The sequence below is a fragment of the Citrobacter cronae genome (genome assembly GCF_016893685.1).
In the GTDB taxonomy this organism is placed as follows: domain Bacteria; phylum Pseudomonadota; class Gammaproteobacteria; order Enterobacterales; family Enterobacteriaceae; genus Citrobacter; species Citrobacter werkmanii.
The window spans coordinates 3,508,140-3,521,314 of sequence record NZ_CP069763.1 but is presented as its reverse complement, the minus strand read 5'-3'; the positions used below and the strand labels follow the sequence as shown (position 1 = coordinate 3,521,314).

The following is a 13,175-nucleotide window of genomic DNA, read 5'->3' as shown; positions in this document are numbered from 1 at the left end:
CGCTTAATGCCGGTGATAGCCATCCACCATGCACTTGAAGGTTTCGCCCGGCGTGCGGCCCGTAGTGCAAAGATAAAGATGCCCAAAAATGAAAAACAAACTGATTATTGCCAGCGCAAAATGCGCCTGTAACAACCAGTAACGCACACCGGGGAACAGATCGCCGACTACCGTCGGATAGAGCGATAACAGACCCGATATCAACAACAGCGGCAGCAGACCATACATCACGCCAACATAGGCCGCCTGCTGTAGCGGATTGAATTTCGAACGCTTTGATGCCGGGAATGGATGTGACTCTCCCTGCATAATGCCAAACAGGTAAAAACGCGTTTGTCTTTGCGCGCGTCCGATCCAACCCTGCCGCTGAATAATATAGTGATGTCCGTTACCGCCAATCAGGTTGATCAGGACAAAACCAATCCAGCAGGCGAGCAGCAAAAAACCACAGACTTCGTGTACGGTAAGCAGGCTTTTCATCACCGACGCGCTAACGGCCGAGAAGTGATTGACGAGTCCACTGGCCAGAAGTAGCAGAAATAACAGCGCGTTCGACCAGTGCCACAAGCGGACAGCCTTCGAGTATAAGTAGATCTTCTCACCGTGCCCTGCAGACGCTTTACGCGCGGCACGAAAGCGCAGCATGGCGTGTAGCGCCAGCACCAGCCACATTCCCACCAGCATTAATCCGGCGATGACCAGCCACACTGGCCAGTAGTCAGGAGAAAACATAGGGACATATTGCGCAAGCTGGGCGTGAAACTGTTCGGCATTCTGCGACGCGTTCATACATTTTCCTTTTTAATCAAATGTTGACCGAACCGACGATACAGATGGGGTTTCCCGGCGCCTGCAAGTTGATACTCGTAATACTTGTTTTCCCGCAGCCAGGTCTGAATCTCCGGGCTATCTTCACGACCAAAAATCAGCGCGTGTTCCGGGCAGGCGTTAACACAGATCGGTGGAAAACCTTTCGCCAGACGTGATTCAGCGCAAAAGTCGCATTTATCAGCCACTTTGGTGCGCGGATTGAGATAGCGGACCTGATAAGGGCACGCGCCTATGCAGTAACTGCAGCCGATACACGAAGACGTGTCGACCCGGACAATGCCGTTCTCATCTCGCCAGGAGGCGCCGGTTGGACAGACCTCAATACAGGGCGCATCATCACAATGCTGGCAGGACTGACGAAAATAGTGATACAGCGTTTCGTTGTCGTTATCCGAAACCGGAATATGCGCTATCGACAAACGGCTGCCCTGGTCAGGAACATGATTGGTTTTTCTGCATGCGCGGGCGCAAATATTACAGCCATTACACAGTGATTCGTCGTGAATCATGACATAACGAACGCCTTTAGTGCTCCTGGGGCTTGCTAACAAACTTTGACCTGGGCCGGTAAAAAAAATCACCGTCCCCATGCCAATGACAAATTTACGTCGGGTGAAGGACATCGGGTTATCCTCTAATGCTGTGACAGTGGTCGTCCACACATTCCATGACATCAACCTGAAGAATTCAGGGGTTCTGATACTGCTCAACCTCAAACCATTCGCACAGGCCGTACGCTTTGCCATAACTCATAAAACGTTCGCTGAACAAATAAGGCTCCGCATTTGACGATTCCACAGTGCGTATATCTGCGTAATCCGGGTGCGTTTCCATTGCCGAGAGCGCCGCTGCAACCTGCTGATCGCCAAAGCTATACGGCGGTTGCGTCAACATGGCGACCTTATAGGGGCGTGGATACGTTTGACAGTCGAAGCGTACCGCCTCGGCAATCGCGCGACAGATGTCGTTCTCCACCACCTGCACACACATGCTGGCGTAGTTTGCCGTCATGGTTTGCGTCGAAAAGAAATATGCCTCTTCAGCGCCGTGCACACAGGTAATATCCGCCCCATTCGCGCCCTGACACAGGGTATCCAGCAGCACGGTTAGGTCAGTCTCAGGAACCGAATACGGTGGCTGCAGGAAGACACTGCGAGCCACCAACTGACCCGATGCTGAATGTTGGCGGATAAATTCCGCCACTATCGACTCCGGGCTGGCAGGTTCCTGAACCTGCGGCGCGTTCACCTGTTCAGCAGGCGGCTGTAGCGTCTGCAGCCAGTGTCTCTTTTGGCTATCTACCTCATCAGGAAACGCCTCAATGGGTGCCTGAACGTTGCTCACGTTAGTCATCTCGCGTTCCTTACGCTGGCAACAGATCTTGTGCCGCCAGATCGGCTGCCACATCCTCAAGTCCGAGTCGATTCAGCGTTTCGCGCGTAGGACAGCCCAGTTCCGGATCCCAACCCATTTCCTGATAGAACATCGTCAGTGACAGGCGCATGTCCTCCCGGTCCATCTTGTCGGTCCCCTCGGTGAAGACCGGGAGCTTCGGATCTTTATCAAACACCCAGGAGCAAATGAGATCGTGCTCATTGCGCATATCTTTGGTTTGCATCAGTTTGACCGTATAGGCACGATGCAGGGTAAAGATACGTTCAGCGGCCAGATCCAGACTCGCCTGCGTGGTTTCATCGCCGGTAACCGCCTGGAAAAATTTCGCTTCCAGATCCAAATCTCCGCGATAATTACGGCTCTTGAGCGGCGAGACCGTCATCGGCCAGACCCAGTTGCATAGCGTGACCGCGTTATGCAAACAGACTTTCAGCAACGTCCATTTGGCATATTTGATCTTCGCGGCATTGATCGGGGTGTAGTTTTTGGTTTCGTCGTAGGCATCCTGTGAACCAAACAATTCGCCCGCCACTTCGCGCTGTAATTTCAGCGGCAAACCGGAACCGATGAAGTTAATATGGGTATGCGTCATACAGTCACGGTTAAACATACAGTTGGTGATCGCCCCAACCTGCGCAGAAGCCTCGTTAGCATGGTGGACAGGAAAACCAAACGGCGACCACAGTTTGTTCTTGGCATAACCCCAATACTCTTCGCCCAAATCCCAGCGCTCAGCAATGGCATATGAACCGTCCGCAAGGTGGCTGAGTTCCCCCACGCGATGCGCCAGTCGATAGTAAAAATCCTTAATAAAATTAGGATCGCCCGCTTCCAGCTGATCCCAGCGGATCTCCGCATACTCTTCCGCCGGCAGTACGCGCTTAAAAACGCCTTTCGAGTAGCAATAAGTAAAATCGCGGTGCAACTGCCCGTAGTTACACCAGATGCCATAATCGTCGAACAGGTTCAGACCAATCAGGTTTCCCACCACGCGCCCATCGTCTTTATCGTCAAAATCTTTCGGGCCATTGGGGAAAATGGTGGTGTGCACAAAGTTCGCCACGCAGGTGTTGCCACCGGTACTCGGTACGCCAAAATCTTTCACCCGCGGGACATTGAGCTGTGACATACAACGAATCGGGCACGAATGGCAGCCGCTCATTTTTACCGTGTATTTCTCAGCGGCAGGTCCGAGATCGAACACGGATTTATAGGTACGGAAACCAACGGTATTCTGGTTGCCCGGCGGGATTTCACCCGTTTCAATTGGCCCGCCTTCCGCCGCTCCCCAGAACAGTCCCTTGCGGGCCGTCCAACGCGAGTTTGGCGAAGAGTATTCTGCCCAGGCCTGCGGGGTGCTCGGCACAACGTGGTTGTTGTTGGCGCCGATAAGCTCGGTCATCATATAGTCATTGAGCCGCTTCATCTCTTTGCGGTCGGCAATGTTGACACCTTTGGTCCCTTCTACCGCAATGGCCTTCAGATTTTTCGAGCCCATCACCGCGCCAGTACCGGCGCCGCCGCTGTGGTTGCGGCTGTTGATCATGCAGGAGAGCGGTACCAGATTTTCCCCCGCCTGGCCAATCGCGGCGACGCAAGTCTCAGGGCTGGTAATGCGGCAAATCTCTTCGGTTGTGGCGCGCGTGCCCTTGCCCCACAGGAAATCGGCTTTTTCGATGCTGACTTTATCGTCTTTGATGTTGATCCAGACAGGCGACGCGGACTTACCTTCGATAATAATGGCGTCGTAACCGGCAAATTTCATCTGTGCGGCGAAGAAACCGCCCATGTGGGCATCTACGACTAAATTACCTTTGGTAAATGTTGACAAGGAGGTGATATTGACGCGGGAGCTACAGGGTGCGCCCGAGCCCGTTAATGGCCCGGTGGCGAAAACCAGTTTATTCCCTTCATCAAACGGCATGGTGCCTGGCGGGACTTCGTCGTACATAATTTTATACCCAAAGCCCATCCCACCGATAAATTTCTTAAATTTACTGGAATCTTCATGGGTGATATTACCCGTGGTGAGATTGATCCGTAAAATATTACCTGTCCAACCGTTAGCCATCATGTTTTCCTTTGCAAGAAGGTTTAATAGATATACCCGTCAGGCAGCTTTTTTATTCAAAACTGCGCTATTTTTGGCAATTAATGACGCGTATCAGGCATGCCTGCCCTCTATCAAACGGTAATATCTTTCCACTCGATAATTTTTAATGCCCCAGTCGGGCACGCATTGGCGCATTCCCCGCATAACACACATTTTGAGGATTTTTTCGTTTCCGTGTTGACGGTCGCCATCATCCACGGGCAGGCTGTGGTACAAGCGCTACAGCCAATGCAACGTTTATGGTCCACGGCAATACAACCGTCTTCCTGCTTCCAGGTAATGGCGCCAATCGGGCAGACCTTCATGCATTGCGGATCTTTGCATTGGCGGCAGGTATCCGCGGTATAGTTTAAATCACCATACAGTCCGCCACCGGACCCGACGCCATCATCGCCAAAGAAGTAATTACGATGAATTTTGATGCGGGAAAAGAAGGTGCCAACGGCCCCATCGTTATAATTGGTACAGGAAATCTCGCAGCGATGACAACCAGTGCAGCGTGCTCGCTGCGTTACCAGCACCCCTTTCGGCGTATTGATAAGCCCAACGGTACCGCTGTCGATATCTTCCTGCTTACAACCAAAAAGTGATAACAACGCGGGTGCAATGGTCAGTCCTGCCAGACCCTTTCCGGATATACGTAGGAATTCAAGCCGCGTTAAGCCACAATCTAAAAATGGACGATCAACCTGGTTCATTTATTTCGCATCCTCTTCGCAAACGCAGTAGCGGCAACACATCAAGGCTAATTTTTACGCACAGATCGGGCCAATTCGGCCATTAATGTTGCCAACAACACGTGAATATTTGCCCTAACCTGATCGTATAAATGACGGTGGTTAAACTAAATGAATCTAATCCTTTAGGGTTAGGCACAATGATAATGTGGTTATTAAGCGCCCGTCGTTTTGATCGTCATCAATTAAAAAACGGAAGAAAAGTAATTAATGCGGAGTGAGATTTATTATCATTAAGATAAGTTGAAATAATATTTCATATGGCTTGCAAATATTTGTGACTCCACTCTCAAATATATTTTTATATATCAATCGATATACAACGAAATATACAGCGGAGTATATTTCTCTAATTGCAGTCCTAAATTATACATATTGATAGAATAACGTGACGAGAATAAGAGGATGGCGCAAATGACTGCCCTCCTCTTTTTATGGATTATCCGGCCAATGCTTTAATAACGGTCTCAATGGCCTGTTTTTCTAGCTCACTGCGCTTTACACGCTGGTTGGCGAGGGTGGTTCTCAGCACACCCGCAATGACGATATGCTTTGGCTCTTGTCCCAGATCGCGCATTTCCAGTACTACTTTACCGACTATTCTGCACATTTCCCGGTACAACTCATCGTCTTTGGTCTGATTTCCCATATTTGCCCGCTCGTCATTAACTCAAACCAACAGCATATATCACTCTGGCTAATTAGACAAAATTCAATGAAAATCAAACAAATGTCATAAATCTATCGGATCCGCTGCAGTCGATTTACCAGTTCCGCAAGGCTCCGCGCCTGCATTTTTTCCATCACCCGCGCGCGATGAACTTCAACCGTGCGCACGGCAATATTCATAGCGTCCGCAATTTCCCGATTCATTAACCCTTTTGCAACCAGTTGCGCCAACTCTCGCTCCTTTGGCGTGAGCATCTGATAGCAGGCCACGATCTCTTGTCGCGAGAAAGCGGCGCGAGAAACCTGCAAAGCGTGCTCTAACGCCGTCTGCAAAGGCCCGGCGGACACCGGCTTTTGCAAAAAATCGACTGCTCCACGTTTCATTTGCTCAACCGCCATCGGCACATCGCCATGCCCGGTGAGGAACACCACCGCCAGCGTACTTTCTCGCTGGCGCATCGCTTCATGTACAGCATGCCCATCCAGTACCGGCATACGCATATCCAGCAAAAGCACGCCCACCTGGTGCAGATTTGCCCCTGCGAGGAATGTTTCACCCTGCTCCCAGCAACATACCTCATATCCCAGACTTTCCAGTAAAAACGCACAGGCCTGGGTGACGGCAATGTCGTCATCCAGCAGATGAATTAGTGCCACTACGGCCTCCCTCCTGGTTTTGCTTAAAATGTAATGTCACTACCGCCCCCGCTTTTTCATCAGGAGCCTGATGATTTTTGATCTCAATGTCGCCATTTGCGTAACGCACCAGCCGCTGACAAATGGCTAATCCCAGCCCCATGCCTTCTTTACGGGTGGTCATAAACGGCTGAAAAGCCTGGTACAACTGCGCCTCATCAATACCGCCAGCGTTATCCTGCACCTGAATACGCACATCCCCTTCCTCACGCTGAGCGCTAAACCACACCGTGGTTGCCCCGGCCTGGGCCGCATTGAGCACCAGATTGGCCAGCACCTGCTCAAGCAGAACGCTTGGCAGAGTCAGCGTTAACGTCTTGCCGACACGCGTTTGCAGCGCCACTGCCGGGAATTGCTGGGGCATGCGCAATAATTGCCAGACGTGATGAATTGCATCATGAACGTTGACGGCCCGCCAGTCATCGGTCATCACCGGATTACCCTGCGCCTGGCTGACCCACTGGCGCAGATTGTGCAACGTATCAGCGCCCCGCTGCGCCTGAGCATCAATGTTCTCCAGCGCAGGCAACAACGGATGCTGCTTATCCTGACCGCGCAGGCGGATCAAACAGCCCTGCGCATAATGGCGGATAGCCGACAGCGGCTGATTAAGTTCGTGGGCAAACCCGGAGGTCATCTCGCCAAGCACACTCATTTGGCGAGCGGTTTCCAGCGCCTGTTCTTGTTTGCGCAGCAGAATGCTGTTCCGCTCCAGTTGCCTGCCGCGACGACGAACCAGCAGCATCACCCAGATATAATTGAGCGTCAGCAGCAACAGCACAACGGCCACAGCCCCCATAGCGAGCTGGTGCTGGATAAACCAACTTTTGACGTCCAGCCAGAGCTGACGCTGCTGCGGATGCTGGCGGACATCGCGTAGCAACGCTTCTACTTCGCGTGTCGAGGCAGGCGCTCCCCAGCGAAACGTTGCATTCTGCGGAGAATTGAACAGCACCCGTGTGACGCGATCGGCGAGCTCGTCGCTCACTGCAGGCAGTGCCGCAAATGACCAGTCAGGATAGAGCGGCGTACTGGTTAAACAGGGAATCGAGGTCGGATGGTTGAGTACAGCCCTAAAGTCCGTTTTATGAATGAGCCCTTCCTCATCCATGTTTTCCAGCAGACACACCGGCACAATCACCGCCTGCACAGCTTTTTCGCGTAGTAAATAGAGTAAGGCATCGGCAGGAAAACCGGTAAACCTCAGGCGTAAATCGCGCTCAGGTCGCAGACCGGCATCGCTAAGTGCTTTATACCCCAACAAATAGCCGCCAAAAGCCTGAGCATCAATGGCGCCAACCGTTTTACCGATCAGATCATGCGCGGAAGTGATTCCACTATCGCGCCTGACGAGAATCGCGCTACCGATCACGTTACTGGCGGCTTTGCCTCCCCGGGTAGAACGTAACGACGCCAGCCAGCGTAACGCAGAGCGGTTGTTTAGCTGTACAAACTGCGCCGGATTAGTGACCACAAATTGTACCGTGCCACGATTCACCGCCTCCTGCATCTGGTGCAGATCCAGCGGTTGTATATGAAACTGCTCACCGGGAATTTGCTGATTCAACAGGGTTTCCAACGGCTGCCAGTGCTGACGTGTGGAGATCTCCCCACGCATTGCCAACACGCCAATGTTCCATGTCTGCGCCGCGACCGTGCCGCTTAGCATCCACAGCGATGCCAGTACCGTCAGGCATCTTACTACGTTGCGTCCCACTCAATTATCCCTGTCAATTATGTTGTTTTAGATCAACAACAAGCCGGGTATGTGGTTAACCACAATAGAGTACCCCCCGTCACGATTTTTACACTGTAAATCATTGAGATTCTTTATTCATCACACACAAACCAACGGCGTGACCAATGTTTCGTTGTTGTACCGTGACGGGAGAAAATATGGACAGCAGTAAACGGCAGTTTCTCCAGCAACTGGGCGTCCTGACCGCTGGCGCTTCACTGGTCCCCCTGGCGCAGGCGCAATTCCCCTTCTCGCCTGAACGCCATGAAGGCTCATTCGCGCATCGCTACGCCATGTTGATTGACCTGCGACGCTGCATCGGCTGCCAGGCCTGTACCGTCAGTTGCGCTATTGAAAACCAGACGCCGCAGGGAGAATTCAGAACCCTCGTTAACCAGTATCAGGTGCAGCTTACAGGCCAGCAAAGCGTCACCAACGTCCTGCTGCCGCGCCTGTGCAACCATTGCGATAATCCCCCTTGCGTACCCGTTTGTCCGGTGCAGGCCACCTTCCAACGTGAAGACGGTATTGTGGTCGTCGACAACACCCGCTGCGTGGGTTGCGCTTACTGCGTGCAGGCCTGCCCTTACGATGCGCGGTTCATCAACCATGAAACGCAAACCGCCGATAAATGCACATTTTGCGTACACCGTCTGGAAGCGGGGCTGCTACCGGCCTGCGTGGAATCCTGCGTCGGCGGCGCACGCATCATTGGCGATGTCAAAGATCCGCACAGCCGGATTTCTCAAATGCTGCATGAACACCATGAGGCCATCAAAGTGCTGAAACCCGAAAGCGGAACATCACCGCACGTGTTTTATCTGGGTCTGGATGAAGCGTTTGTCACCCCGTTAATGGGACGCGCTCAACCCGCGCTCTGGCAGGAGGTTTAAATGAACCATTCACTGATTATCGAAGAGGTTCTGGCCCATCCGCAACATGTAAGCTGGTTACCCTGGGCCGTACAGTATTTCTTTTTCATCGGTATTGCCGCCTGCGCCGCGCTGTTCGCCTGCGTGCTGCACTGGCGCAAACAAGAGACGCCGGACCTGGAAAACCTGACGCTGTTAATTGCCCTGACCTGTGCAATAACCGCCCCGTTGGCGCTAACCGCCGATTTACACCAAACCGCCCGCGTCTGGCATTTTTATGCTTATCCGACGCCATGGTCCTGGATGCCATGGGGCGCGCTGTTTTTACCGCTGTTCACCGGCTTCCTGGGCCTGTGGTTTTTGGCGCAGCACGTTAAGCGGATAACGCTTAAAAGTTACAGTGTAACTAAATGGTTGGCCGTCGGTAGCGCCTTATCCGCCATCGGATTACTGGTTTACACCGGTCGCGAAGTGTCGGTGGTGCAGGCGCGTCCTATTTGGTTCAGCTACGCCTTTCCGGTTGCAATGTTCCTCAGCGCGCTGCAAACGTTCCTCGCCCTGCTCATCGCTGCAACAAACAGTGAAGGATCTTTGCTGCGCAAACTGGCGTGGGGACAAATTGTTGCCTTGAGCGCGCTGGCTATCGTGGTGGCAATTTGGGTGAGCGGCAATACGCTCTCCGGTTCAGCAATTCGCCAGTGGCTGGATGTCGCCTCTTCGGCACGACACTACGCCATCGGTTGGGTTGTGTTATGGCTTGTCTCGCTCGTCCTTTGCGGGCTGGTGCTGCGTTTTCCATTATCGCGGCTGCTGCGCATATTACTGGCGTTTAGCGCCATGGCGCTATGCTGGCTGATGCGCTGGACGTTACTCATCCAGGTACAGACCGTACCGAAATTTAACGCCCAATTTAATCCTTACACCCTGCCCGGCGGCACCGATGGCTGGCTGGCCATTGCGGGCACCTTCGGCCTGTGGATAGCACTGATTATTATTGTTCGTGAAGCCCTGAACGCGATCGCAAGGAGAATGCAACATGGCTAATTTAACCCGTCGTCAGTGGCTTAAAGTCGGTCTTGCAGTAGGTGGCATGGTGACGTTTGGTCTGAGTTATCGGGATGTAGCAAAGCGCGCACTGGACGGTTTGCTGGACGGTACCTCTGGTAAAATTACCCGCGACCGCATCTTTGGTAATGCGCTCATCCCTGAAGCCAATGCCCGGCCGCAATGGCAGCAAAATCCGCAGCAGGTGATCTCAATGACGCAGTGCTTTGGCTGCTGGACGCAGTGCGGTGTGCGGGTACGCGTTGATAGTGAGCAAGGCAAAGTGCTGCGCATTGCCGGTAACCCTTATCATCCATTATCTCACGAGCACCATATTGACGCCTCGGTTCCCTTTGCCACGGCAATGGCGCAACTGGCGGGCGAGTCGGGTCTGGACGCGCGCTCCACCGCCTGCGCTCGTGGCGCAACCTTACTTGAAGGTCTGTACAGCCCACAGCGCATTCTGCAGCCCATGAAACGCGTCGGCAAACGCGGCGAGGGAAAATGGCAGCGCATCAGCTTCGAACAATTAATCACAGAGGTGGTGGAAGGCGGTGACCTGTTTGGTGAGGGCCATGTTGATGGCCTGCGGGCAATTCACGATCCCGATACGCCGCTTGATGCCAGACATCCCGGCTTTGGGCCCAAATCCAATCAGTTGCTGGTCACCAATACCAGCGATGAAGGACGTGATACGTTTTTACGTCGCTTCGCGCTGAACAGTTTCGGCAGTAAAAACTTCGGCGCGCATGGCGCTTACTGCGGTCTGGCCTACCGGGCCGGTTCTGGTGCGCTAATGGGCGATCTGGATAAAAATACCCACGTGAAGCCCGATTGGGATAATGTCGAGTTCGCGTTGTTTATGGGAACCTCTCCGGCGCAATCCGGCAATCCGTTTAAACGCCAGGCTCGCCAGCTCGCTAGCGCCCGTTTACGCGACGACTTTCGCTATGTGGTGGTGGCGCCAGCCCTGCCATTAACCACGGTACTGGCTGACGATCGCGGCCACTGGCAGCCCGTGCGTCCGGGAAGCGACTCCGCGCTGGCGATGGGTATGATCCGCTGGATAATCGAAAAACAGCGCTATAACACCGATTACCTTGCGATTCCCGGCGTACAGGCCATGCAGCAAGCCGGTGAAAAAAGCTGGAGCAACGCCACGCATCTGGTGATCACCGATGAGATCCCAAATCTTGCCGGGCAGCATTTAACCCTCGCGCATCTGAACGCAAACGCCGCCCAGGAGCCGGTGGTCGTTAACGAAGCCGGAGAAATCGTCGCCGCCAGCGGTTGCCCACGCGCGCAGTTGTTTATCACCCGCGTGGTGACGCTGGCAGACGGCCAGACGGTGACGGTAAAAAGCAGCCTCCAGTGCCTGAAAGAATCCGCCGAAAAACTAACGCTGGCGCAATACAGCCAGCAGTGCGGTGTGTCTGAAGCAGACATTGGCGCACTGGCCGACGCATTTACCCGCCACGGACGTAAAGCGGCGGTGATCGCCCACGGCGGAATGATGGCAGGTAATGGATTTTATAACGCCTGGTCGGTAATGATGCTCAATGCGCTGATTGGCAACCTGAGTCTTGAAGGCGGCGTGTTTGTCGGCGGCGGCAAGTTCAATGGCGCCACCGATGGACCACGCTACAACATGGACAGTTTCACCGGGAAGATTAAACCAAAGGGATTAAGCATCGCACGCAGTAAAACCGCGTATGAGTCTTCCGAAGAGTACCGCAATAAAGTAGCCGCCGGACAATCGCCCTTCCCGGCAAAAGCCCCCTGGTATCCGTTTGTGGCAGGTCAACTTACTGAACTTCTTGTCTCGGCACTCGAAGGCTACCCTTATCCGCTAAAAGCCTGGATCTCTAACATGACCAACCCGTTTTACGGCATCGCAGGGTTGCGCGGCGTGGCGGAAGAAAAGCTTAAAGATCCTGCGCGTTTGCCGCTATTTATCGCCATTGATGCCTTTATGAACGAAACCACGGCGCTGGCAGATTACATCGTGCCGGATACCCATAACTTCGAAAGCTGGGGATTCAGCGCCCCGTGGGCGGGCGTCGCCAGCAAAGCTACCACCGCTCGCTGGCCCGTGGTCAGAGCCGCAACCAGCAGTACCGCTGACGGTCAACCGGCCTCAATGGAATCTTTCTGTATTGCGGTAGCAAAACGCATTGGTTTGCCTGGTTTTGGTGATAATGCGATTACCGACCCACAGGGCAATCAGTATCCGTTAAATCGTGCGGAAGATTATTATCTGCGCCTCGCCGCCAATATTGCGTTTATGGGTAAATCACCGGTCCCGGAGGCTCAGCCGGAAGACATTGCCTTGACCGGGGTGCAACGGATCATGCCGGTGATAACGCAAACGCTGAAAGCCGATGAAGCCAGCCGGGTGGCATTTGTGTATTCACGCGGCGGGCGTTTCGCCCCAGCCAGCAGTGGCCGGGTGGAGGATCGCGTCGGCAATGCGTGGGAAAAACCGCTGCAAATCTGGAATGCGAATGTCGCCGCGCACCGCCATGCGATTACCGGCGAGCGCTACAGCGGCTGCCCGGCCTGGTATCCTTCGCGCCTGTCAGACGGACGTGCGGTCGAGGAGTTATTCCCGGAACAAGAATGGCCGCTGAAATTGATCTCCTTTAAATCCAATACCATGTCCAGCGCCACGGCGGTCATCCCACGCCTGCATCATCTGAAGCCGGTTAATCTGGTGGCGCTCAACCCGCAGGATGGTAAGCGGTACGGCTTAGCACATGGCGATACGGTACGTATCACTACGCCTGGCGGTCAGGTACAGGCGCAAATAAGCCTGCTTCATGGTGTTATGCCGGGAGTTATCGCCATTGAACATGGCTATGGACATAAAGAAATGGGCGCAGCGCAGCATACGCTCGACGGCGAGCCGATGCCATTTGACGCGCAGATAAGGTCGGGAATTAATCTCAATGATTTGGGTTTTGCGGATCCTACCCGGCAGGTAACCAATACCTGGCTTGACTGGGTGTCGGGTGCGGCGGTACGCCAGGGGCTGCCAGCGAGAATTGAGCGCGTGTAACTCGCGCGTCCGGTGGCAACGC

11 protein-coding genes are annotated in these 13,175 nt (G+C 53.7%); 3 read left to right on the top strand and 8 right to left on the bottom strand.

Annotation, left to right across the window (positions count from 1 at the left end; genetic code table 11):
- Positions 1-3 precede the first annotated feature (3 nt).
- The 8 genes from phsC to ttrS form a co-directional block, all read right to left on the bottom strand.
- Positions 4-789, bottom strand: a complete 786-nt coding sequence (gene phsC, locus JSN25_RS15100; protein WP_204525078.1) for a thiosulfate reductase cytochrome B subunit — start codon at positions 787-789, stop codon at positions 4-6.
- Positions 786-1,454 (bottom strand): 4Fe-4S dicluster domain-containing protein, encoded by a 669-nt coding sequence (locus JSN25_RS15095; protein ID WP_042308731.1) that lies wholly within the window; start codon positions 1,452-1,454, stop codon positions 786-788. The genes phsC and JSN25_RS15095 overlap by 4 nt, the downstream gene beginning before the upstream one ends.
- 64 nt (positions 1,455-1,518) lie before the next feature.
- Complete coding sequence (locus JSN25_RS15090) at positions 1,519-2,184, bottom strand: YdhW family putative oxidoreductase system protein (protein WP_199979827.1); 666 nt, start codon at positions 2,182-2,184, stop codon at positions 1,519-1,521.
- 10 nt (positions 2,185-2,194) lie between these two features.
- The gene (locus JSN25_RS15085) at positions 2,195-4,297 is read right to left on the bottom strand and encodes an aldehyde ferredoxin oxidoreductase (protein WP_204525733.1); all 2,103 of its coding nucleotides are present in this window, start codon (positions 4,295-4,297) and stop codon (positions 2,195-2,197) included.
- A 113-nt stretch (positions 4,298-4,410) separates the two neighbouring features.
- Entirely contained in the window at positions 4,411-5,037 is a 627-nt protein-coding gene (locus tag JSN25_RS15080) for a ferredoxin-like protein (RefSeq protein ID WP_038640293.1), read from the bottom strand.
- Between the two features lie 478 nt (positions 5,038-5,515).
- A complete protein-coding gene (fumD, locus tag JSN25_RS15075; RefSeq protein ID WP_038640291.1) occupies positions 5,516-5,725 on the bottom strand; it encodes a fumarate hydratase FumD in 210 nt (69 codons plus the stop codon).
- A gap of 92 nt (positions 5,726-5,817) precedes the next feature.
- Positions 5,818-6,402 (bottom strand): tetrathionate respiration response regulator TtrR, encoded by a 585-nt coding sequence (gene ttrR, locus JSN25_RS15070; RefSeq protein WP_038640289.1) that lies wholly within the window; start codon positions 6,400-6,402, stop codon positions 5,818-5,820.
- On the bottom strand, positions 6,377-8,110 hold the full coding sequence (gene ttrS / locus JSN25_RS15065) for a tetrathionate respiration histidine kinase TtrS (RefSeq protein ID WP_204525732.1): 1,734 nt from the start codon (positions 8,108-8,110) through the stop codon (positions 6,377-6,379). The genes ttrR and ttrS overlap by 26 nt, the downstream gene beginning before the upstream one ends.
- A 227-nt stretch (positions 8,111-8,337) precedes the next feature.
- Between ttrS and ttrB the strand changes: the two genes are divergently transcribed.
- From ttrB to ttrA, 3 genes are read left to right on the top strand one after another with little or no spacing between them, the layout of a single operon-like run.
- Positions 8,338-9,072: a tetrathionate reductase subunit TtrB gene (gene ttrB, locus JSN25_RS15060; protein ID WP_204525076.1), complete on the top strand. Its 735-nt coding sequence runs from the start codon at positions 8,338-8,340 to the stop codon at positions 9,070-9,072.
- Entirely contained in the window at positions 9,073-10,095 is a 1,023-nt protein-coding gene (gene ttrC / locus JSN25_RS15055) for a tetrathionate reductase subunit TtrC (protein ID WP_204525075.1), read from the top strand.
- Complete coding sequence (gene ttrA, locus JSN25_RS15050; RefSeq protein ID WP_204525074.1) at positions 10,088-13,153, top strand: tetrathionate reductase subunit TtrA; 3,066 nt, start codon at positions 10,088-10,090, stop codon at positions 13,151-13,153. Before ttrC ends, ttrA begins: the two co-directional genes overlap by 8 nt.
- Positions 13,154-13,175: the final 22 nt, after the last annotated feature.

Coding starts and splice junctions, on each gene's coding strand:
- ttrA (WP_204525074.1), top strand. CDS start 10,088: ATGGCTAATTTAACCCGTCGTCAGTGGCTTAAAGTCGGTCTTGCAGTA.
- ttrS (WP_204525732.1), bottom strand. CDS start 8,110: ATGCTAAGCGGCACGGTCGCGGCGCAGACATGGAACATTGGCGTGTTG.
- JSN25_RS15085 (WP_204525733.1), bottom strand. CDS start 4,297: ATGGCTAACGGTTGGACAGGTAATATTTTACGGATCAATCTCACCACG.
- JSN25_RS15080 (WP_038640293.1), bottom strand. CDS start 5,037: ATGAACCAGGTTGATCGTCCATTTTTAGATTGTGGCTTAACGCGGCTT.
- ttrB (WP_204525076.1), top strand. CDS start 8,338: ATGGACAGCAGTAAACGGCAGTTTCTCCAGCAACTGGGCGTCCTGACC.
- phsC (WP_204525078.1), bottom strand. CDS start 789: ATGAACGCGTCGCAGAATGCCGAACAGTTTCACGCCCAGCTTGCGCAA.
- ttrC (WP_204525075.1), top strand. CDS start 9,073: ATGAACCATTCACTGATTATCGAAGAGGTTCTGGCCCATCCGCAACAT.
- fumD (WP_038640291.1), bottom strand. CDS start 5,725: ATGGGAAATCAGACCAAAGACGATGAGTTGTACCGGGAAATGTGCAGA.
- JSN25_RS15090 (WP_199979827.1), bottom strand. CDS start 2,184: ATGACTAACGTGAGCAACGTTCAGGCACCCATTGAGGCGTTTCCTGAT.
- JSN25_RS15095 (WP_042308731.1), bottom strand. CDS start 1,454: ATGTCCTTCACCCGACGTAAATTTGTCATTGGCATGGGGACGGTGATT.